The 20,078-nt window shown below is 51.7% G+C and carries 24 protein-coding genes; 12 read left to right on the forward strand and 12 right to left on the reverse strand.

Annotated features, from left to right (window positions below):
* Positions 1-28: 28 nt before the first annotated feature.
* The 4 genes from GN208_RS00895 to flgA form a co-directional block, all read right to left on the reverse strand.
* Positions 29-1,357 (reverse strand): Tc toxin subunit A, encoded by a 1,329-nt coding sequence (locus GN208_RS00895; protein WP_004236848.1) that lies wholly within the window; start codon positions 1,355-1,357, stop codon positions 29-31.
* A 457-nt stretch (positions 1,358-1,814) separates the two neighbouring features.
* Entirely contained in the window at positions 1,815-2,255 is a 441-nt protein-coding gene (gene flgN / locus GN208_RS00900; protein ID WP_004236847.1) for a flagellar export chaperone FlgN, read from the reverse strand.
* Complete coding sequence (flgM, locus tag GN208_RS00905; RefSeq protein ID WP_004236844.1) at positions 2,248-2,568, reverse strand: flagellar biosynthesis anti-sigma factor FlgM; 321 nt, start codon at positions 2,566-2,568, stop codon at positions 2,248-2,250. The genes flgN and flgM overlap by 8 nt, the downstream gene beginning before the upstream one ends.
* 114 nt (positions 2,569-2,682) lie before the next feature.
* Entirely contained in the window at positions 2,683-3,339 is a 657-nt protein-coding gene (gene flgA / locus GN208_RS00910) for a flagellar basal body P-ring formation chaperone FlgA (protein ID WP_243828269.1), read from the reverse strand.
* A 175-nt stretch (positions 3,340-3,514) separates the two neighbouring features.
* Here flgA and flgB point away from each other — a divergent pair, with 175 nt between their 5' ends.
* From flgB to flgL, 11 genes are all read left to right on the forward strand, one after another.
* Positions 3,515-3,931: a flagellar basal body rod protein FlgB gene (gene flgB, locus GN208_RS00915; protein WP_004236841.1), complete on the forward strand. Its 417-nt coding sequence runs from the start codon at positions 3,515-3,517 to the stop codon at positions 3,929-3,931.
* A gap of 5 nt (positions 3,932-3,936) precedes the next feature.
* Complete coding sequence (gene flgC, locus GN208_RS00920) at positions 3,937-4,341, forward strand: flagellar basal body rod protein FlgC (RefSeq protein ID WP_004236840.1); 405 nt, start codon at positions 3,937-3,939, stop codon at positions 4,339-4,341.
* A gap of 11 nt (positions 4,342-4,352) precedes the next feature.
* Entirely contained in the window at positions 4,353-5,159 is an 807-nt protein-coding gene (locus GN208_RS00925; protein ID WP_004236839.1) for a flagellar hook capping FlgD N-terminal domain-containing protein, read from the forward strand.
* 29 nt (positions 5,160-5,188) lie between these two features.
* Positions 5,189-6,400, forward strand: a complete 1,212-nt coding sequence (gene flgE, locus GN208_RS00930; protein WP_004236837.1) for a flagellar hook protein FlgE — start codon at positions 5,189-5,191, stop codon at positions 6,398-6,400.
* Positions 6,401-6,421: 21 nt separating this feature from the next.
* The gene (locus tag GN208_RS00935) at positions 6,422-7,177 is read left to right on the forward strand and encodes a flagellar basal body rod protein FlgF (protein WP_004236836.1); all 756 of its coding nucleotides are present in this window, start codon (positions 6,422-6,424) and stop codon (positions 7,175-7,177) included.
* A gap of 19 nt (positions 7,178-7,196) precedes the next feature.
* The gene (flgG, locus tag GN208_RS00940) at positions 7,197-7,979 is read left to right on the forward strand and encodes a flagellar basal-body rod protein FlgG (protein WP_004236835.1); all 783 of its coding nucleotides are present in this window, start codon (positions 7,197-7,199) and stop codon (positions 7,977-7,979) included.
* Positions 7,980-8,055: 76 nt separating this feature from the next.
* Entirely contained in the window at positions 8,056-8,805 is a 750-nt protein-coding gene (locus tag GN208_RS00945; RefSeq protein ID WP_004236833.1) for a flagellar basal body L-ring protein FlgH, read from the forward strand.
* Between the two features lie 17 nt (positions 8,806-8,822).
* On the forward strand, positions 8,823-9,929 hold the full coding sequence (locus GN208_RS00950; protein WP_004236832.1) for a flagellar basal body P-ring protein FlgI: 1,107 nt from the start codon (positions 8,823-8,825) through the stop codon (positions 9,927-9,929).
* Positions 9,929-10,906, forward strand: coding sequence for a flagellar assembly peptidoglycan hydrolase FlgJ (gene flgJ, locus GN208_RS00955; RefSeq protein ID WP_015422626.1), 978 nt, complete (start codon positions 9,929-9,931; stop codon positions 10,904-10,906). Before GN208_RS00950 ends, flgJ begins: the two co-directional genes overlap by 1 nt.
* A 150-nt stretch (positions 10,907-11,056) precedes the next feature.
* A complete protein-coding gene (flgK, locus tag GN208_RS00960; protein WP_004236830.1) occupies positions 11,057-12,697 on the forward strand; it encodes a flagellar hook-associated protein FlgK in 1,641 nt (546 codons plus the stop codon).
* Positions 12,698-12,721: 24 nt separating this feature from the next.
* Positions 12,722-13,669: a flagellar hook-associated protein FlgL gene (gene flgL / locus GN208_RS00965; protein WP_243828270.1), complete on the forward strand. Its 948-nt coding sequence runs from the start codon at positions 12,722-12,724 to the stop codon at positions 13,667-13,669.
* A 69-nt stretch (positions 13,670-13,738) separates the two neighbouring features.
* Here flgL and GN208_RS00970 read toward each other — a convergent pair whose 3' ends face one another.
* Positions 13,739-14,692, reverse strand: a complete 954-nt coding sequence (locus tag GN208_RS00970) for a LysR family transcriptional regulator (RefSeq protein WP_004236828.1) — start codon at positions 14,690-14,692, stop codon at positions 13,739-13,741.
* Positions 14,693-14,804: 112 nt separating this feature from the next.
* Here GN208_RS00970 and GN208_RS00975 point away from each other — a divergent pair, with 112 nt between their 5' ends.
* Positions 14,805-15,542 (forward strand): SDR family oxidoreductase, encoded by a 738-nt coding sequence (locus tag GN208_RS00975; protein WP_004236826.1) that lies wholly within the window; start codon positions 14,805-14,807, stop codon positions 15,540-15,542.
* Between the two features lie 163 nt (positions 15,543-15,705).
* On the opposite strand, the gene fliR is transcribed toward GN208_RS00975, so the two are convergent.
* The 7 genes from fliR to fliL are packed head-to-tail and all read right to left on the reverse strand — an operon-like array spanning position 15,706 to position 19,919.
* Entirely contained in the window at positions 15,706-16,491 is a 786-nt protein-coding gene (gene fliR, locus GN208_RS00980) for a flagellar biosynthetic protein FliR (RefSeq protein WP_004236824.1), read from the reverse strand.
* Between the two features lie 3 nt (positions 16,492-16,494).
* On the reverse strand, positions 16,495-16,764 hold the full coding sequence (fliQ, locus tag GN208_RS00985; protein ID WP_004236823.1) for a flagellar biosynthesis protein FliQ: 270 nt from the start codon (positions 16,762-16,764) through the stop codon (positions 16,495-16,497).
* Between the two features lie 29 nt (positions 16,765-16,793).
* Positions 16,794-17,534 carry a flagellar type III secretion system pore protein FliP gene (gene fliP / locus GN208_RS00990; RefSeq protein WP_004236822.1) on the reverse strand — a complete coding sequence of 247 codons (741 nt, stop codon included), beginning with the start codon at positions 17,532-17,534 and terminating at the stop codon, positions 16,794-16,796.
* Positions 17,535-17,542: 8 nt separating this feature from the next.
* Entirely contained in the window at positions 17,543-18,010 is a 468-nt protein-coding gene (gene fliO, locus GN208_RS00995; protein WP_004236821.1) for a flagellar biosynthetic protein FliO, read from the reverse strand.
* A 1-nt stretch (position 18,011) separates the two neighbouring features.
* Positions 18,012-18,422, reverse strand: coding sequence for a flagellar motor switch protein FliN (gene fliN / locus GN208_RS01000; protein WP_004240045.1), 411 nt, complete (start codon positions 18,420-18,422; stop codon positions 18,012-18,014).
* On the reverse strand, positions 18,415-19,428 hold the full coding sequence (gene fliM, locus GN208_RS01005; protein WP_004236819.1) for a flagellar motor switch protein FliM: 1,014 nt from the start codon (positions 19,426-19,428) through the stop codon (positions 18,415-18,417). Before fliM ends, fliN begins: the two co-directional genes overlap by 8 nt.
* Before the next feature lie 5 nt (positions 19,429-19,433).
* A complete protein-coding gene (fliL, locus tag GN208_RS01010) occupies positions 19,434-19,919 on the reverse strand; it encodes a flagellar basal body-associated protein FliL (protein WP_004236818.1) in 486 nt (161 codons plus the stop codon).
* Between the last annotated feature and the right edge of the window lie 159 nt (positions 19,920-20,078).

The following is a 20,078-nucleotide window of genomic DNA, read 5'->3' on the forward strand; positions in this document are numbered from 1 at the left end:
GGCGCAGAGTTTTGTTGAGGATGAGCAGCTAGGTAGAGGAAGCTAAAGCAGTGTTAACGGGAAAAAAATCACAAGATGAGTTAGCCCAATCATCTTTATTTTTTATCAGAAAACGGGTAATACTGATATGTATTTTATCTGTAGGTGATGAGTCCTCCAGTATTACAGGGATACTATAATGCTGACCTGCTTCAGGGATAAAATTTTCCTTAATGTATATTTCATCCTTCCAATAACCAGTAGGACTTATTTGGAAGTTCGGCCACTGAGGATAGCTATTTTTAACAGAAAAATTAACTAAAAATTGTTTGTCACCTTGCGGAACTAAGTCAATATAAAAAAATTCTTTGGGGTGATTATAGATTTTCTTTGTTATTCCTATGACTGTAATCTTTCCGTCTGTTTCAACAAAATGTAAAGGCAATGTGTTGATATGGGAATCATCCGGTGTTTTTGCGCCGTATTTTTCCAGCATCTCCTGAATCTCATCCCGCGGCAGCCCGTAATAATTCGCCAGCGCATCAAGATTCATCAGGCGGTCAGTATCAATTCCCGGGAAGTTTTTCTTCAGCAGCGCTTCGGTTGCTGCTTCACTTAATCCGTCTGTTTTTTCTGTCAGAATAGCATACAGTTCCGGTGAGATACCGGCGTATAACGCCATCTGTGCAGCGGATTGTGCACCTTTACTCAGCACATGGTCCGGCAGAACAAAATTCTGTTGTGCCAGGGCGTTACGGATCCCCTCAAACGGCGCGTTATACGGTGTTACACCACTGCGGCGGGAGGTTGCCAGGGTTTCATAATATTTGTTTTTGTCTGTCTGACCGGCTTGCGCCATCAGCGCCGTTTCCAGTTGCTCATTAGCCAGTGACAGGGTGGAAATCTCTTTATCCAGATTTTCCTGAGATAACACCAGCTTAGCCAGGTCAGGACGGCGTTTGTCCAGATTATTGACACTGTCTTTCTGATGCAGGCCACGGGCTTCGCGGTACAACTCAGTCAGATAGCCGGCCGGGGAGAACATGGAAGAGACCGCGCCGGGTGCGGCAAACTCATCGGCACGCGGCATGATAATGTCGTTATAGCCGTACGGCGTCGCGCCGTAAGTGCGGGCAGCGCCCATCTCTTTTTTCAGCAGCGGGTTGGCGCGGGTCAGCGCACGGGCAGTATACAGAATGTTGTTCTGCTGTTCTTTGATTGCCGCGCGGTGAAGTAGTTGCGCTTCTTCACGGGAAAGGCGGCTGCCTGTCAGGCTGCGAACTTCGGCAAGGGACATCGGCATAAAATCTGCCAGCGTCACTGTTTTACCACTACGTTGCTGATTCAGCTTTTCAAGAATTCGGGTTATTTGATCCATCGATAATGGCCTTATAAATATGCAATTCACATAAAGTGGGCTGATTTGTTGAGTTAATACACTGAATATCTGGTTATAAAGAGGCCTTTATTTCAATAAAGATTTCTTTTTCAGGGTATATAACCAGAGGACATACTTATTGACCGTTGAGAATGAGTCAAATAAATCTATTGACATGGTGTGCTGATTTTGTGGTGCTTTATTTATTTATTTGATTTTTAAAGCAGAAATGATTTTATTTTCAATGGGGTAATAATAGATTTGAATTATGAATTTATATTTTTATATAGGAATGGCTGTATATCTGATGTTATTCAGGATGCCGCCGGGCGGCAGTCAATAATATGAGCGTAAAGGGGGATACAATATTAATCAGAAAACAGAAGTGAGAACGGGAATAAAGATAAGGGACAGAGAATATTAAAATAATTAACTGCCGGGGAAAGGCAGTTAATTATCAGACGGAGATTTTTTTACCGAGTGCCGGTGTGCGGGATTCCTGGCCGTCAGCGCCGTAAGTCGCCTGGTTATTATGTTTTTTCATAAAATCCAGCCGCTCCTGATTAAACTGCATATGCAGTTTCAGCATCTGATGATTGCGGTAATTCATCTCTTTCAGCGTCAGAGTAAGGTCTTTAATCGCATTCCAGACAGTGTGCATGGTTTCATTATTGTCATAAGGTGCACACAGCCCGGCTTCCTGCTCAAGTGCCTGGCGGCGGGTTTCATTATGGCCGATCGCGGCAACCAGAAACCGTTTCTGTTCCGTGGCTTCCTGAAACGGAGACTGCGGAACACGCGGGTAGCCGAGTAACAACTCTTCATTTTTCATCACCTGATGCAGTGACTGTAAATGAGAGAGTTGTTGATCCAGCAGCGGCAGAAGTTGATCAGTCATTTTTATCGGCGCTGTCCATGGATAACATGCACTCATGCGCATCGCGCAGCAGACCGTCAGCGATTTTACCGGCATCCATCCGTAATGTGCCGTCTTTCAGGGCCTGTCTGATTTCTGCCACCCGTGCAGTATTAATGTCGTTTTTACCCGGCGCAAGCAGCTGCTTCTGAAGTTCACTCGGCGAAAATGCACTTTCGCGGACAGTCTCTTCTGCCTGAACTTTTTTATCGCGCACCGGCGCGGTCAGCTCTTTCGGGTCGCGGTTAGTCACTTTTGTCAGTGCTGAAATCGCGGATGTTTGCTCAATTGCCATATCTGTTTTCCTTTTCCCGATCTGTATGAGATGGAGGGGCGCCTCCCTTGTGCTCATTGTTTATCGGCAATCTTATCTGAAACTTTATAACTAAATTCATCACGCAGCATATAACTACAGTGATACTTTCACGCTGCCGTTTTCAAGGGCTTCACCGCTGACCACCTGACCATTCACCAGCCGGACCCGGATAGTAGTTCCGGCGGCGGCATTATTAATGGCACGGCCTTCATATTTTACCGAGAAATTATCACCATCCGCCATGACAAAAACGCTTTGTCCGGCTTTTATTGCCCAGGGTTTGCGGGTCATGGAGGCGACATAGGTCTGCCCGGCATCAATATTGCGCAGGGCAATGGCACCGCGGAGGGCTATTTTATCGGTAACCGCGCCCGCAGGCAATTTGTGAAGTAAACCGCGTTTTGTGCCGATATCCACAAGCTGAACAGTTTCACCGCGCTGAATCTGACGGGTTGCCACGTAATACTGGCCGGTGACATTGACTGTCAGCTGCATAAAGGTGCGTTTTTTTCCGCATAACACCGGCAGTGAAATATTGCCGGTGTTACGTCCGCCGGCAGGCAGTTGCAGTACCGGGTCTTTACAGGCAGGCCAGCGGTCGATCGGGGTTTTTATTTCGACAGATACCTGCATGGGTTTCGGGTGCAGCTGCCGGAAGTAATGATTGATCTCTTCCGGTAACCCGGCCTGTGCGGAGGTGGAAAACACCAGTAATCCGCTGATAAACAGGGTGCGGTAACGGGGTGTCATTCTCTTCTCCTTCACAAACGGGATTATTTCTGATGGTCGCAGTTTACGCAATTTCCTCACTGTTGAATCCGGTAAATAGGTTGGTTATTTCGCGTTTATCCTGCCATTAGATTTTCACGGGACGGATAATATACCTGTCACTAAAACAGGCGTAACACATCAACAGAGGGCAGACATGCTTGATAAGTTAAATGCCACGTTTGCATTTCAGCAGCAGGCACTTTCGCTGCGGGAAACGCGTCAGACAATCTTGGCATCCAATATTGCCAATGCGGATACCCCCGGGTATCAGGCACGGGATATCGATTTCAGCCACCAGCTGAAACAGGCGATGAATAACGGCACGGTGAAGAACGGCGGTCTGGCGATGGCAGTGACCGCGAAAGGTCATATCAGCGGACACGGTGCCGCAACACCGTCAGCGGTTGATCTGAAATACCGGGTGCCGTATCAGACATCGATGGACGGCAATACCGTGGATATGGATGTTGAACGCAGTCAGTTTGCTGATAACACCCTGAAATATCAGGCTGACCTGACCTTTATTAACAGCCGCGTGAAAAGCATGCTGGCCGTCTTACAGCAAGGGTAATTCTGATGGCACTACTGAGTATTTTTGATATTTCCGCCTCCGCACTGACCGCGCAGTCCCAGCGTCTGAACGTCAGCGCCAGTAACATGGCGAACGCCGAAAGTGTGGCCGGGCCGGACGGCGAACCGTACCGTGCGAAACAGGTGGTATTTCAGACCGCGCCGCAGGGGCGCTATGACATCGGCGGCGTGAAAGTCAGCCAGTTGATTGAAGACCCGGCTCCGCCGCGTCTGGAGTACAAACCCGGTCATCCGCTGGCGGATGAAAAAGGTTATGTGCGGATGCCGAACGTGGACACTGTGGGTGAAATGATCAACACCATCTCCGCCTCCCGCAGTTATCAGGCAAACCTGGAAGTGATGAACACAGCCAAAGTGCTGTTGCAGAAAACCTTAACCCTCGGACAGTAACGGAGTGAGTCATGGGGATTAATGCAGCAACCAATGATCCGGTCAATAACGACATTGATGCGCAGAAAAAACCGCAGAAAAGTCAGAGTGATGATATGCGGGACACCTTTCTGAAAATGATCGTCACGCAGATGCAGAACCAGGATCCGACCAAACCGATGGATAACACGGATCTGACCAGTCAGCTGGCGCAAATCGCCACCCTGGAAAGCATGAACAGCCTGAATGACAGTGTCAGCGGTATTTCAAAACAAATTAACTCCGGACAGTCATTACAGGCAACACAACTGGTCGGGAAAAATGTCCTGATCCCGGGCAGCGACCTGGTCCTGGTACCAACCGGTGACGGCACCACCCGTGTGAAAGCCGATAACCCGCCGCCGGGTGATGACACATCAATTGCGCCGTTTGCGGATGATAACGGTGGTGATGACAGCAGCGGCAGCGGATTTGAATCCTCGCCGTTCGGTTTCTTCCTCGCCAAACCGGCGGACAAAATTGAGATAACCATCCGCGACAGAAATAAAGGAATTGTCAGAACCATCACGATTGACGGTGAAACCAAACCGGATATCTACGACAAGACCTGGGACGGCCGCAATGACAACGGTGATCTGGTTGCCGATACCAAAGGGAAATACACCTTTGAGGTAAAAGCCACCATGAAGGGTGAAGAGATCCCGAAAAGCGGCGTCGTCAGACTGAAATACGCGAAAGTGAATGGCGTGACACCGGGAGCGGATGCACCGCTGCTGGATGTGGGCATAGGCAACAGCGTGCTGCTGTCTGAAATCTTTAAAGTGTATCCGTCAAATTAATAAGCAAACCCAATTGTCATGGAGGTGACATGTCTTTTTCACAAGCAGTCAGCGGCCTGAACGCCGCTTCATCCGGTCTTGATTCGATCGGTAACAACATTGCCAACTCCGCAACCAACGGCTTTAAAGGGGCGCATGCTTCTTTTGCTGATATGTTTGCCGGTTCCGGTGTCGGTCTCGGGGTTAACGTTGCGGCGGTTTCCCAGAACTTCAAAGACGGTGCTATCACCCGTACTGACCGCGCTACTGATGTGGCGATTTCCGGTAACGGTTTCTTCCGTCTGCTGGATGGTAACGGTGATGTGGTTTACAGCCGTGACGGTGAATTTCACCGTGACAAGAGCGGTAACCTGGTCAACAACCAGGGCATGATGGTCACCGGTTTCCCGGCGGGTCAGGATGCTGCCGGTAACACCACTATCCAGACGGGCGGCATTCCGCAGGCGCTGAATATCCCGACCGATATGATGGACGCCAGAGCGTCCGCCAAAGGTGAATTAACCATGAACCTGAACTCGGATGATAAGGCAATTACCGCTGCGTTTGATCCGGACAACCCGGATACCTACAACTTCAGCACCACCATGACCACCTATGACAGCCAGGGTAACACCCATGAAGTCGCGGTTTACTTTATCAAAACCGCTGACAACAAATGGAGTGTCAAAGCCAAAGACAGCAGCGATAAAACAGCGGCTGTTGAGGACCTGGGTGATATGGAATTTGACGGCAACGGCAAGCTGAAAGGTACCGCTGATTTTCAGTTCACTTATAAAGGCTTAAACGGTGCGGATGGCGGCACAATTGACCTGAGCTTCAATAAAACCCGTCAGCAGAAAGTCACCGAATCATCCGTCAGCAAAATTGATATCGACGGCTATCAGTCCGGTGAATACACCAGCTTCAAAATTGAGAATGACGGCACCATCACCGCCAGCTATTCCAACCAGCAGAAGCGGACTGTCGGCAAAATCGCACTGTCTGCGTTTGCCAACAATAACGGCCTGGCATCCCAGGGCGGTAACGTCTGGAAAGCCACCAATGCCTCCGGTAACCCGATGGACGGCGTTCCGGGTACCGGACAGTTCGGTAACCTGACCGGCGGCGCGGTGGAAGCCTCCAACGTGGATATGAGCCAGGAACTGATCAACATGATTGTGATGCAGCGTAACTATCAGTCCAACTCGCAGACCATCAAAACGCAGGATCAGATGCTGCAGACGCTGGTTAACTTACGTTAAGCATAAAGACAGAAGGTGGCCATGGATCACGTCATTTATACAGCAATGGGCGGCGCTAAGCATGCGCTGGAAAATCAGGCCATTGTCTCGAACAACATTGCCAACGTCTCGACATCCGGGTTTAAGGCACAGCTGTCCGCCATGCGGGCAGTACCGGTAAACGGCGATACAGAGCAGACCCGGACACTGGTGGTCTCCTCGACCCCCGGAGCGGATATGACTCAGGGGCCGCTGAACTACACCGGCCGTCAGATGGATGTGGCGCTTAATGAAGGCCATTTCCTGGCGGTGGCATTGCCGGGCGGGGAAGAAGCTTATACCCGTAACGGCAGCATTCAGGTTTCGGCGGATGGTCAGCTGATGCTGGGTGAACACCTTCTGCAGGGTGACGGCGGTGCGATTGATGTGCCGCCGCACGCGGAACTGACCATCGGCGGTGACGGTACTATCACCGCGCTGATCCCGACTGATCCGCCGACCATGCTCGGACAGATAGGCCGTCTGAAAGTGGTGGAAGCGAAACCGCAGGATGTTCTGCGCGGTGAGGACGGGCTGTTTCATCTCACTGCTGCGGCGCGTAATGCCAATGGCAATGAACTGCCGCTGAGTGAGCGCGGCAAAGTATCGTCCGGTGTGCTGGAAGGCAGTAACGTCAACCCGGCACAGGCGATGGTGGAAATGATTGCCAATGCGCGTCATTTCGAGATGCAGATGAAAGTGGTTCACAGCGCGGATGAGAATGCCCAGCGGGCCAATCAGCTGCTTGCGGTGAGTTAATATTCAGTAAGGAATTATCATGATCCGTTCATTATGGATTGCCAAAACCGGGCTTGAAGCCCAGCAGACGAACCTGGATGTTATTTCCAACAACCTGGCCAACGTCAGCACCAACGGTTTTAAACGCCAGCGTGCGGTGTTTGAAGATCTGCTTTACCAGAACATCCGCCAGCCGGGTGCCATGAGTTCCGAGCAGACCTCTCTGCCGACCGGTCTCCAGCTGGGTACAGGTGTACGTCCGGTCGCAACCACCCGTATTCATGCCCAGGGTGCGCTGAACAAAACCGGCACATCGACTGATATCGCCATCAGCGGACAGGGTTTTATCCATGTCCAGATGCCGGACGGTTCTGATGCCTATACCCGCGACGGTTCACTGCATCCTGATCAGAACGGTCAGCTGGTGACCTCATCCGGTTATCAGATTGTCCCGGCCATTATGATCCCGGAAGGGGCGCAGAAGATGGAAATCGGCCGTGACGGTACGGTTTCTGTCACCATGTACGGCGAAAGCCAGCCGCAGCAAATCGGGCAAATCACCCTGACCACCTTCATCAATGATGCAGGTCTGGAGAGCATCGGCGAAAACCTGTATATGGAAACTGCCAGCTCCGGCGCACCGACAGAAAGTGCCCCTGAAACCAACGGTGCAGGCCGTCTGTATCAGGGCATGGTGGAAACCTCTAACGTTAACGTGGCGGAAGAACTGGTCAATATGATCCAGACGCAGCGCGCGTATGAAATCAACAGTAAGGCCGTTTCCGCCTCTGACCAGATGTTACAGCGTCTGACACAACTGTAATCCCCGTCCCGGCGGTGAGGTTATCGCTGCCGGGGCTTTTTTACTGAGACACGCACAGAACAGCAAGAGTATTAAGATGACTGAAAGCGGCATTGTTCCACGGCAGCAGGATTGCGCAAGTTCTCCTGCCACTTCTGTTTGCGGGCGCGGACTGGTGACAGCGGCAGTGCTTGCCGTATCACTCAGCGGCTGTGCTTACATCAAACCCAAACCGCTGGTGGATACCCATACCACCGCGCTGCCGGTCGCACCGACTGCCCCGGCCGCGAACGGTGCTATTTTTCAGAGTGCGCAGCCTGCCTACTATGGCTACCAGCCGCTGTTTGAGGACAGACGTCCGCGTAATGTCGGCGATATCCTCACCATCAATCTGCAGGAAAACGTCAGCGCCAGCAAAAATTCCTCCGCTAATGCCAACCGTGCCGGAAAAACCGGCTTTCTTGCGTCCATTCTGCCCGGCTTTATGCAGGGCTGGCTCGGCGGCAGCAACACGGAGCTGGACGTAAAAGGTAACAGCGATTTTACCGGCAAAGGCGGCGCTAATGCCCAGAACACCTTTAAGGGCACTATCACGGTCACTGTGGATCAGCTGCTGGCGAACGGTAACCTGCATGTGGTGGGTGAAAAACGGATCGCCATTAACCAGGGTACGGAATCTATCCGTTTCTCCGGTGTGGTCAACCCGCGCACCATCGGGGCGGATAACAGTGTCAGCTCCACTCAGGTGGCGGATGCCCGTATTGAGTATGTCGGCGACGGCTATATCAATGAATCGCAGAATATGGGCTGGTTACAGCGTTTCTTCCTGAATGTGTCACCGTACTGAGCAGAGGTAAAGTGAGAATGAAAAAAGTACTGACCGGCCTGCTGATTGCGGTTTTAGGTTTGGCGGGTCTCCCCGCACACAGTGAACGGATTAAGGATCTGACCACCGTACAGGGCGTGCGTGAGAATGCGCTGATTGGTTACGGGCTGATTGTCGGCCTCGACGGTACCGGTGACCAGACCATGCAGACACCGTTTACCACGCAGAGCCTGAATAACATGCTGTCGCAGATGGGGATCACTGTACCGCCGGGCACCAATATGCAGCTGAAAAACGTGGCGGCGGTGATGGTCACCGCCAAAATGCCGCCGTTTGCCCGCTCCGGCCAGGCGATCGACGTGGTCGTTTCCTCAATGGGTAACGCCAAAAGCCTGCGCGGCGGCACACTGCTGATGACGCCGCTTAAAGGCGTGGATGGTCAGGTGTATGCGCTGGCACAGGGTAATATCCTGGTCGGCGGTGCCGGTGTCAGTGCCGGCGGCAGCAGTGTCAAAGTGAACCAGCTGGCCGGCGGCCGTATCAGCGGCGGAGCGACGATTGAGCGTGAACTGCCGGGCGGATTCGGTCAGAGCGGCGTGATTAATCTCCAGCTGAATGAAGACAGTTTTGCACTGGCGCAGGATATCAGCGACGCGGTGAACCGCATGAACGGTTTCGGTACCGCAACACCGCTGGATTCCCGCACGGTACAGTTACGGGTACCGCAGAGCAGCAGTGACCAGGTGCGTTTCCTGGCACGGGTGCAGGATCTGAATATCCGTCCGCCGCAGAATGAAGCCAAAGTTATCCTGAACTCCCGCACCGGCTCTGTCGTGATTAACCGGACCGTCACGCTCGACAGTTGCGCGGTTGCCCACGGCAGCCTCGCGGTGACGGTCGAGCGCCAGACACAGGTCAGTCAGCCGGACACGCCGTTTGCCGGTGGTCAGACCGTCGTGACCCGCAACACCAATGTCGGGATCCGTGAGCAGGACGGCACACTGAAAAAAGTGAATGCCGGGGCGAATCTCAATCAGGTTATTCAGGCGCTCAATACATTAGGGGCCACACCGACCGACCTGATGTCGATTCTGCAGGCGATGGAAAGTGCCGGTTGTCTGCGGGCGAAGCTGGAGATCATCTGATGAGCGACATACAGTTGATGCAGAGTGCGGCCTACGATGTGCAGTCGCTGGGCAGCCTGAAACAGCAGCTGAATGAAAAACCGCAGGAGGGGCTGCGTCAGGTGACGCAGCAACTGGAAGCGACCTTTGTTCAGATGATGCTCAAAAGCATGCGCGCCGCACTGCCGCAGGACGGATTGTTCTCCAGCGACCAGACCCGGATGCTGACCAGCATGTATGACCAGCAGATAGCCCAGAACCTGTCAGAAAAGGGGCTGGGCTTCGGCGATATGATGTTTAAGCAGCTTTCTGCGGATAATGAACCGGATTTGCCGCTGCGTTCATCAATGATGGCGCTGGATGATGCCACGGTGATTCAGTCCATGCCGCAGCAGGCAATGGCTCAGCTGATGCGGAAATTCAGTTCTGCGGGGGATGCACTGAGTTCACCGCTGAAAAAAGTGCGTGAACTGGGGCTTAACAGTCAGAATTTCATTGCAAAACTGACAGAGCCGGCGAAAGCAGCATCACAGAAAAGTGGTGTGCATCATCTGCTGATCCTGGCACAGGCGGCACTGGAAAGCGGCTGGGGAAAGCGGGAAATTCTGACCGCAGACGGCAAAACCAGTCACAACCTGTTTGGTATCAAAGCCGGTAAGGGTTGGGAAGGTCCGGTCACCAATATCATGACCACCGAGGTTATCAACGGTAAGACCATTAAAATGCGTGATAACTTCCGTGTTTACGGTTCTTATGAAGAGGCGATTGCCGATTACACCCGTCTGCTGACTGAAAATCCGCGTTATCACGGCGTGAAACAGGCGGCCAGTCCGGAGCAGGCGGCACAGCGTCTGCACAAGGCCGGATATGCCACCGACCCGGGCTATTCCGACAAGCTGATTGTCCTCATTAATCAAATCCGTGGCACACCCGCCGCCGCACCGGTGGCTTCCCGTGCTGTACAGGCGTACACCCTCGATTTGAGTGACATTTTCTGACAAATTCACGGCGTAAAAAAATGCAGTTAACACTAAATTTTTACGCCGTCTTTCCGATAACAAGGTAAGACATAATTTTAAACGGATGCTATCTGCGCTGCATTTTCAGTAAGTCGCCGGGAAAGCAGTCGCCAGAGAAAGGAAAAGCACATGCTGAATAATGTAATGAATAACGCATTAAGCGGAATTAACGCGGCCCAGGGCGGGCTGAGTGTTATTTCCAACAACCTGGCCAACGCCGGGGTGGGTTATTATCACCGCCAGAGCGCGGTATTCGGTGAAAACCCGGGCACAATGACAACCAACGGCTATTTCGGCAACGGCACCTATTTCAGCCATGTCCGCCGTGAGTTCGATGAATTCGTCAATATGCAGTATAACAACGCGCGTTCCCGCAGCGGCGACTACGAAGCATTCATGAAAAATGCCTCCGGGGTGGATGACCTGTTATCCAACAGCACGGATGATCTCGCCGGGATGCTGGGCAGTTTCTTCACCTCGCTGGACGAAGCGGCGAGTGACGCCAGTGACAAAACGCTGGTGGATGTCTTCCTCGGCAAAGCCAAAACCATGGTCAGCCAACTGAAGGAAGCTGACCGCCGTCTGCGTGAGATGGATAACGATGTTAACCATCAGATTGATAATAAAGTTAAAGATATCAATACCTATGCGGAAAAAATTGCCAAACTGAATGAGCAGATCAGCAACTCCCGTGCGGTTAACGGTGCAGAGCCGAATGATTTGCTGGATGTGCGTGACCGCCTGGTGAATGAGCTTAATTCTGTTATCGGCATCAAAGTGATCGAGCAGAACGGCAACTTCAACGTCTCGTTTGCCAACGGCCTGCCGCTGGTGACCGGCGGACGTGCTAACCGTCTGGAAGCGGTGGCTTCCGGTGCGGATGACAGCCGTCTGAGCATCGGTTTTGTTGATTCTGCCGGTAATGTCCGTGAAATCAAAGATGACCAGATCCGTGGTGGTGAGCTGAGCGGTGTTCTGCGTTCCCGCCGTGAAATTATTGACCCGGCAAGACAAAAGCTGAACCAGATGGCGCTGGTCTTTGCGGAAAAATTCAATGAAGTTCACCGCAAAGGCTATGATGCCAACGGCAAGACTGACAAAGATTTCTTTGCGGTCGGCAGCGGCAGTGTGGTCAGCAATACCCACAACAAAGGCAAAGCCGATTTTGATATCAAATACAACGATGTCTCCAAAGTCACCGGTAATAACTACGATGTCAGTTATGACGGCACCAACTGGAATGTGACCCGTCTGCCGGAAGGTATCGCAGTGACCGCGAATTTTGACGGTGCGACCGGCACCTTAAGTTTCGAAGGCATGGACATCAAAATCAGTAACAATACCGCACAGGCCGGAGATAAATTCCTGCTCAAGCCGGTGGATAATGTGATCGGTGGTCTGAACACGCTGGTGACAAATGCGGCAGATTTCGCCGCAGCGGACAGCACCGGTGGTGCCAGCAACAATGAAAATATCAAAGAGCTGGTAAAACTGCAGGATCAGAAACTGGTCGGCGGCACATCAACCCTGTCCGATTTCTATGCATCACTGGTCAATGATGTGGGCAGCAAAGCCAGCCAGGCACAGATTGATTCCGAAGTGCAGAACAAACTGACGGTCAGCTTCTATGAGCAGCAGCAGGGGATTTCCGGCGTTAATACCAACGAAGAAAGTGTCCAGATGCAGAAAATGCAGCAGTTCTTTAATGCCAACGCCAAAGTGCTGTCGACCGTTGATGAGTTATTCAACGTTCTGATGCGTGCATTCTGATTTTGAGTTAAGAAGGAAATTATCATGCGTTTCAGCACCAATTTAATGTTCAGTCAGCGTGTGTCGGATATGAACAATGCCACCGCCCGCTGGATGGAAGCAGGCAGTAAACTGGCGTCCGGTCAGCGTGTCAGCAAACCGTCAGATGACCCGCTGGCATCCGCGCAGGCGGTGCGTGTCACTCAGTCTGAGAACCGCAATCAGCAATATGCATCCACTCGCGGCTATGCCAAAACCGGGATGACATTGCAGATGAGCATTCTCACCCAGATGAATGAAGTATCCACACAGATGGATTCAACGGTTATCCAGGCCTCCAACCAGGGTGCGCTCAGCGATAACGACCGTGCATCACTGGCAGAACAGCTGCAGGGGCTGAAAGATCAGCTGGTGTCTCTGGGTAACACGACTGACGGTAACGGCCGTTATATTTTTGGTGGTTATGAATCAGATACGCCACCGTTTGAAGTGGATGCAACGACCGGCGATGTGCTTTACAAAGGCGGCGATAAATCCATTACCCAGAACGTGGGCAGTGATCGTGAAATGATCAGCTATTTTGCCGGTTCGGAAGTGTTTGTCACCACGACAAACGCGAAAGGTGAAAAAGTCGCTGATATGTTTACTGCGATCAACAAAGGTCTGGAAGCACTGAAAATTCCTCAGCAGAATGCCTCACAGGCTGATCTGGACAGAGCCAGAGCCGGGATGGATGAAGCAAACCGCGGTATTAAAGCCGGGATGGATAAAATCTCCAATATTGAAGCGAAACAAGGCTTGCAGTTACAGGAAATCGACAGCCTGGACTTCCTGTCACAGACCCGCCGGATCCAGAATGAAAGCCGTCTGAGCAGCCTGCTTCACACGGACTGGACCAGCACGGTATCGGATTATCAAAAAGAAATGGCGCTGTTCCAGGCCTCACAGGATATTTTTAAAGATCTCAACAGTATGTCACTGTTCAGTCGTTAAATTATCCGGTTTTAGTACTGAATTCCTTTGGCCGTCACTGCGACGGCCTTTTTTTGTGCCGGATACAAGTCAGCGGACAGGGACTATCACCGAATGTTCCGGAAAAGCGCCGGCCGGCCGCAGTTCTTCTGTCAGAAAATCAATGAATGCGCGGATACGCGGAGATTTGCGCGATTCTGCCGGACAGGCAATATGATAAATATGGGATACGGTAGTCCAGGGCTCCAGTACCGGAACCAGTTGCCCGTTTGCCACGGCTTTGCGGGCAATAAAGTCATGCATTATTGCGACGCCGTTACCGGATACCGCCATATAGTATGCGGCCATCACATCCTCATAAAATGCAGCGTCACCACGGGTTTCGATATGTTCAATCTTATTGTTTATCACCAGTGGCCAGCGCAGTGGTCTGGTCTGTTCCTGCAAATGCATCTGCAGGCAGTTGTGATGGCGGAGATCTTCCGGGGTATTCAGTGGCGGTGCTTTTTTCAGATAATCCGGTGAGGCATAAATCCGGAACATAGCGAAATCAACCGGGGTGGCTATCCAGTCGGGCAGGTAATTCAGCCAGCTGGTCATGACGATATCGCAATCCGTGCTTTCCTGGCGCGGAATGCGGAAGCGGAGATGAAAGTCGACCTCGATTTGCGGATAACGGCGGCGGAATTTCGGCATCAGCGGAAACACTTTCAGATAGGCGTAATCATTGGGCAGGCAAACACGGATTTTCCCGGCCGGAATGGTTTTCATGTCCAGCAGGGCATTCTCTGCATCATACATCGCGTCCAGCGCTGTCCTGCAATAGCTGAGGTATTGTTCTCCCGCTTCTGTCAGCCGCACATGGCGGGTGGTTCTGACAAACAGCGGACTGCCCAGCTTCTGTTCCAGCCTCGCAATGGTTTTGCTGACCGCAGCCGGAGAAATATTCAGTACCTGTGCTGCCTGTGAAAAGCTTTGCAGTTCGGCGGCACGGCAGAATAGTTCCAGTGTACCCAGCATCAAATCATCAAAATGACGCGGCATTATTAACCTCAGGTTGGTAATGAAGTGATATCAGAGTAGTTTATTTCACGCAATGAAGAAATATAATAATTTACATCAATTGCAAGTAATAAATCATAATCGAAGGCTATTTATGAAACCACAACAGCGGACTGCCGTCATTACCGATGCAGAAAGTTGTCTGGGGAAAGCGTTAGTCAGAACACTGCTTGATGAACACTACAATGTGATCGGCATATTCAGCAGCGATGAACACATGCAGAGTTTTTTGCAGGAACTGGATAATAAAACCGCATTTTTACCCGTGACCGGTGAAAGTCACTGTACTGATTTTGCCGGACAACTGATGCAGCAGGGTATTATTCGCTTCGGAAATATCGATATTATTATTCATAATTCCGGTGCTTTTCTCAGCAAAACTTATGAAAAAACGACACCGGATGATTTCATGCATTTAATAAACAGTAATATTTATAGTTTATTTAATCTGAGTCAATTGGCGATTAAAAACATGTTGAAAAATCACGGTGGTAAAATTATCGTGGTAACCTCCTGTATTGCCCTGCAACCGTCGCAGAAAATACCGGCTGCACTGAGTGTCCTGGCAAAGGAAGGCGTGCACGGACTGGTCAGAGCACTGGCGCTGGAGTATGCAAAGAAAAATATCCGCGTTAATGCGGTAGCACCGGGGTATATTGAGTCCCCGCTGAATACAGAACTCAATCAGGATTTTATTAATTTAGTCTCACCGGCGGATAAAGTCGGAACCATTAATGATATTATAGAAAGCATTCGTTTTCTGCTGAAATCTGACTATATTAACGGCACTGTAATGCCGGTGGACGGAGGTTATTCAGCAGGAAATTGGTAACCGTGTTATTTCTCAAGTCGTTTTCCGGATTATACACAGCAATATTCATTTGTACGCCATTACCGGATCCGGTAATCACTTTCTCGGTGATTACCGGTTTTTTATTTAAGGGAGATAAGCGGATACTTATGCTGCCCTGACACCGGATATGAGTCAGGTCAGGTTACGGAGAGGCAAACAGATTAAAAATCAGTGAGAGCTGCTCAAACGCCTGATGAATGACCCGCTCGGTAAAGCCCGGCAGGACGGAGATGATCAGGCCCAGCATGCTGATACCGACGGTCAGCGTCAGCGGAAAACCCACCACAAACACAGAAAGCTGCGGTGTCATCCGGTTCAGAATACCCAATGCGAGGTTAAGAATCAGGAACAGGGTGATAAACGGCAGCGCCAGCATTAACCCGTTGAGAAAAATATGGTTAGCCGACTGTACCAGCATGCGGAACCCTTCGCGGTTAAGCGGGGTGACCTGCACAGGAATGAGGTCAAATGAGCTTATCACAATATGGATAAGCCACAGGTGTCCGTCAAATGCGAGAAACAGCAGCAGAGTGATAAGGTTCAGGATACGTGCCAGAATCGGCATGTTCGGCCCGCCGCTCGGGTCAAAGAAGGTGGCGAAGGATAAGCCCATCTGAAGACCGATCACTTCCCCGGCGTGACGGACAGCGGCAAACGCCATCTGCATGGTCAGTCCCATCGCCACACCTATCACCACCTGCTGTAAAATCACCCACAGACCGGGGGCGGAAAACAGCGGGATATTTACCACCGGCAGTTGCGGGGAGACAATCAGAACAGTGAAAAAGGCCAGCATCACCCGCACCTTACTGATTGATTGTTTTTCATTGAAAAACGGTGCCGTACCCAGCAATGCCAGCACCCGGATAAACGGGTAGAATCCCTGGCTCAGCCACAGCGTCAGTGTTTCACTGGTGATACTTAACATAGATCAGCCGATGATAAACGGCAGATTGGTTAACAGTGCACGCATATAGTCAGTGAGCAGATTGAGCATCCACGGACCGGCAATCACAATCACACTGATAACAGACAGAATTTTCGGAATGAATGACAGGGTCATCTCATTCACCTGAGTGGCGGCCTGTAACAGACTTATCAGCAGACCGGCTGCCAGGGCGGCCAGCAGCAGCGGTGCGGCCAGCATCAGGGCGATTTTCATGGCTTCGGTGCCCATCGCCATTACGGATTCCGGTGTCATACTCTCTCCTGACTCATATTATCTCCTGACTAAAAAAAGCTTTGTGATAACGAACCGAGCAGTAACTGCCAGCCATCCACCAGCACAAAAAGCATCAGCTTAAAGGGCAGCGAAACCGTGGCGGGCGGTACCATCATCATCCCGAGTGCCATCAGTACACTGGCAACCACGAGGTCAATAATCAGGAACGGAATAAACAGCGTGAAACCAATCTGGAAGGCGGTTTTCAGCTCACTGGTGATAAAGGCCGGGATCAGAATGCGCATCGGCACATCTTTGGCTTCCTGAATTTCACCCACTTTGGCGATACGGGCAAACAGTGCCAGGTCGTTTTCGCGTGTCTGGCCGAGCATAAATGTGCGCAGTGGTGCAGTACCGCGATCCAGTGCCGTTTCCAGGCTGATTTTGTCTTCACTGAACGGACGGTAAGCATCTTCGTAGACTTTATCGAACACCGGTGACATCACGAAAAACGTCAGAAACAGGGCCAGTCCCAGCAGAACCTGGTTCGGCGGTGCGGACGGTGTCCCGAGTGCGTTGCGTAATAAACCCAGCACAATAATGATGCGGGTAAAACTGGTGGTCATCAGCAGCAGAGCAGGGATAAAGCCCAGCAGTGTCAGAAACAGCAGGGTCTGAACCGGCAGAGACCAGCTCTGGCCGCCGTCCGGCAGCACATGACTGACGACGCCCGGCAGTGAAGCCTGCGCCTGCGGAACCAGCAGAAACAGAGCGAGTGCGGGAATGGCGCGTTTGAGCAATGACATCATGAAAAATCTCAGCGTGGTTCGTCAGCCGGTACCGCATCTTTATTTGCGGTACGTTTGGTTTTCAGCAGTGCCTGAAAGGCGGAAGGGGCATCAGTTACCGCCGCCGGGTCAGCCGGACAGCGGTGCAGCAGATTAACCGACTGTGCGGTCACACCCAGAACCAGCCATTCACCCTGAATCTCCGCCACCACCAGCCGTTCTTTGTTTCCCAGAGAACAGGTGCTTCTGATACTCAGCAGCGGGTTTTTGCCGGCCAGTTTTGCGGTAAAGCCGAATTTGCGGACAAACCAGGTCAGTCCCAGGATCAGCAGAATAATGCCGCTGAGTGCGCCGGACATCTGAATCAGGCTGTCCGTGCTGTTAATCGCCTGAGAACCCACTGCGGGCGGCGGCAGGGCGACGGAAGAAAAAACGGCATTATCTGCCGTTTTCTCTGCGGCCGGTAAAACAGGGGTGCCGGATGCGGTCGGTGTCATATCAGCGGCTCAGGCGGCGCATACGTTCAGACGGGGTGATAATATCCGTGATGCGGATACCGTAATTGTCAGAGACCACCACCACTTCACCCTGGGCAATCAGATAGCCATTGATCAGGATATCCAGCGGTTCACCGGCCAGCCCGTCCAGTGCCACCACCGAGCCCTGGGATAAACTCAGCAGCTTCTTGATGGTCATTTTTGTCCGGCCCAGTTCCACAGAGAGACGGACAGGGATATCCATAATCAGATTGATATCAGACAGCTGATTCAGCGGATTCTGGCTGTCGAGATTATCAAACGCCTGGTTGTTCCCGGTTTCTGCTTTTTTTTGTTGTTCCATTGCCTCTGCCCACAGAGACTCGCCATCGTGTTCCGGGTTCATATCAGGAGTGTTGTTCGCCTCACTCATTGGTTTTTTCCTCGTCCAGAGTGTTTAATACAGGATTAATCAAATGTTCCACACGCAATGCATACTGGCCGTCCCGGGTGCCGTACTGACTGGTCAGTACCGGTACGCCGTCCACACTGACAATCAGGCGATCCGGTTTCTCCACCGGGATCACATCCCCTTTCTGCAGTTGCAGTAATTTTGAAATCCGCAGCGGGATTTCAGCAAAATTCGCGACCAGTTCCAGCTCGGAATGCTTCACCTGTGTCACCAGGCTGGATACCCAGGCTTCATTTTCCTGGTGACCGTGCTCCATAGGCGGGTTAATCAGCCGCTCGCGGATAGGTTCAATCATGGCAATCGGAATACAGATGCTCAGCTCACCCACGGTATTACCGATCTCCACCAGGAAGGAGGTGGTGACCACGATATCGTTGGGGGAGGTGGTGATATTGGTGAATTTCACCTGCATTTCTGAGCGCACATATTCCACATCCACTTCAGCAATCGGCTTCCACGCATCGCGGTAAGCGTTCAGTGCCAGTTTCAGCATACGGTGGATAATGCGCTGTTCGGTGTTGGTGAATTCCCGGCCTTCGGAACGGACCGGAAAACGGCCGTCACCGCCGAACAGGTTATCGACAGCGATATAGACCAGCGCCGGTTCAAAGGTGAACAGTGCGGTTCCGCGCAGCGGCGGCATATGCACAAGGTTCAGGTTGGTCGGCACCGGCAGGTTACGGGCAAATTCATGATAAGGTTCAATTTTGATACCACCGACAGTGATATCAGGACTGCGGCGCAGCATGTTGAACAATCCCATCCGGAACTGACGGGCAAAACGCTCGTTAATAATTTCCAGGGACTGCATACGCTCGCGGATAACGCGGCGCTGGGTATTCGGGTCATAAGGACGGACTTTGTCCTTACCTTTATTGAGTGCTGTGTCGGCAGGCTGCGGCTCTGACGGCGAGTCACCATTGAGCAGCGCGTCTATCTCTGCCTGAGATAAAATATTATCGCTCATCAGTTTTACCGGAGAATAAAGGTGGTGAATAACACATCCGAAATTTCCTGATCCGGCTGTCCCTGTACCACGGTCGGGGCTAAGGTGGTTTTAACTGCCTTCATCAGCTGAAGTTTGCCGTCATGGGTTCCGAGTATCTGCGGGGACTGCTGTGATAGCAGAAGTAACAGGCGGCTGCGGACTTCCGGCAGATACTCATGGAGCTGTTTGCGGGAACGCTCGTTGGCCAGACGCAGTGTCATATCAATATACAGCACACGATCACGGCCGTTATTCATACCGGGAAGATTCACGGTAAACGGTTCAATGCCCATAAAGATAGGCTCAGGCATATTGGCCCGTTTCTCGTCTGCGGTACCGGCGGTGGTACTCTCCTGGTGAGAAGACCACCAGCTGTAACCCCCGAAACCTGCTCCTGCGAGGGCAATCAGGGCGAAAATAACCAGTAACCCGGTATTGGAACCTTTTGAGGCATTGCGTGAAGACGACATGTTAACTGAATTCCTATTTCTTGATAGCAAAACCCGGCAGGGGTTTCATACTCTGTAAGCCCACCCATTATGGCGTGCTTCTGAAGGACTAAAGGGGGGAAAAACGAAACAAAAAGGCGGTAACTCGGGGCTTTAGTCCCCGGTACCGCCGTTATGTAC

It is taken from the genome of Morganella sp. HSTU-ASny43 (genome assembly GCF_022819185.1).
Taxonomy (GTDB): domain Bacteria; phylum Pseudomonadota; class Gammaproteobacteria; order Enterobacterales; family Enterobacteriaceae; genus Morganella; species Morganella morganii.

Bases quoted from the DNA above. Each gene is read 5' to 3' on its own strand.
- fliL (WP_004236818.1), bottom strand. From the start codon at position 19,919: ATGTCGTCTTCACGCAATGCCTCAAAAGGTTCCAATACCGGGTTACTG.
- GN208_RS00925 (WP_004236839.1), top strand. From the start codon at position 4,353: ATGGGGATTAATGCAGCAACCAATGATCCGGTCAATAACGACATTGAT.
- flgG (WP_004236835.1), top strand. From the start codon at position 7,197: ATGATCCGTTCATTATGGATTGCCAAAACCGGGCTTGAAGCCCAGCAG.
- GN208_RS00975 (WP_004236826.1), top strand. From the start codon at position 14,805: ATGAAACCACAACAGCGGACTGCCGTCATTACCGATGCAGAAAGTTGT.
- fliR (WP_004236824.1), bottom strand. From the start codon at position 16,491: ATGTTAAGTATCACCAGTGAAACACTGACGCTGTGGCTGAGCCAGGGA.
- fliP (WP_004236822.1), bottom strand. From the start codon at position 17,534: ATGATGTCATTGCTCAAACGCGCCATTCCCGCACTCGCTCTGTTTCTG.
- flgK (WP_004236830.1), top strand. From the start codon at position 11,057: ATGCTGAATAATGTAATGAATAACGCATTAAGCGGAATTAACGCGGCC.
- GN208_RS00945 (WP_004236833.1), top strand. From the start codon at position 8,056: ATGACTGAAAGCGGCATTGTTCCACGGCAGCAGGATTGCGCAAGTTCT.
- fliM (WP_004236819.1), bottom strand. From the start codon at position 19,428: ATGAGCGATAATATTTTATCTCAGGCAGAGATAGACGCGCTGCTCAAT.
- flgL (WP_243828270.1), top strand. From the start codon at position 12,722: ATGCGTTTCAGCACCAATTTAATGTTCAGTCAGCGTGTGTCGGATATG.
- GN208_RS00935 (WP_004236836.1), top strand. From the start codon at position 6,422: ATGGATCACGTCATTTATACAGCAATGGGCGGCGCTAAGCATGCGCTG.
- GN208_RS00970 (WP_004236828.1), bottom strand. From the start codon at position 14,692: ATGCCGCGTCATTTTGATGATTTGATGCTGGGTACACTGGAACTATTC.
- flgM (WP_004236844.1), bottom strand. From the start codon at position 2,568: ATGGCAATTGAGCAAACATCCGCGATTTCAGCACTGACAAAAGTGACT.
- flgE (WP_004236837.1), top strand. From the start codon at position 5,189: ATGTCTTTTTCACAAGCAGTCAGCGGCCTGAACGCCGCTTCATCCGGT.
- flgA (WP_243828269.1), bottom strand. From the start codon at position 3,339: ATGACACCCCGTTACCGCACCCTGTTTATCAGCGGATTACTGGTGTTT.
- flgN (WP_004236847.1), bottom strand. From the start codon at position 2,255: ATGACTGATCAACTTCTGCCGCTGCTGGATCAACAACTCTCTCATTTA.
- flgB (WP_004236841.1), top strand. From the start codon at position 3,515: ATGCTTGATAAGTTAAATGCCACGTTTGCATTTCAGCAGCAGGCACTT.
- GN208_RS00895 (WP_004236848.1), bottom strand. From the start codon at position 1,357: ATGGATCAAATAACCCGAATTCTTGAAAAGCTGAATCAGCAACGTAGT.
- flgJ (WP_015422626.1), top strand. From the start codon at position 9,929: ATGAGCGACATACAGTTGATGCAGAGTGCGGCCTACGATGTGCAGTCG.
- flgC (WP_004236840.1), top strand. From the start codon at position 3,937: ATGGCACTACTGAGTATTTTTGATATTTCCGCCTCCGCACTGACCGCG.
- fliO (WP_004236821.1), bottom strand. From the start codon at position 18,010: ATGACACCGACCGCATCCGGCACCCCTGTTTTACCGGCCGCAGAGAAA.
- fliQ (WP_004236823.1), bottom strand. From the start codon at position 16,764: ATGACACCGGAATCCGTAATGGCGATGGGCACCGAAGCCATGAAAATC.
- fliN (WP_004240045.1), bottom strand. From the start codon at position 18,422: ATGAGTGAGGCGAACAACACTCCTGATATGAACCCGGAACACGATGGC.
- GN208_RS00950 (WP_004236832.1), top strand. From the start codon at position 8,823: ATGAAAAAAGTACTGACCGGCCTGCTGATTGCGGTTTTAGGTTTGGCG.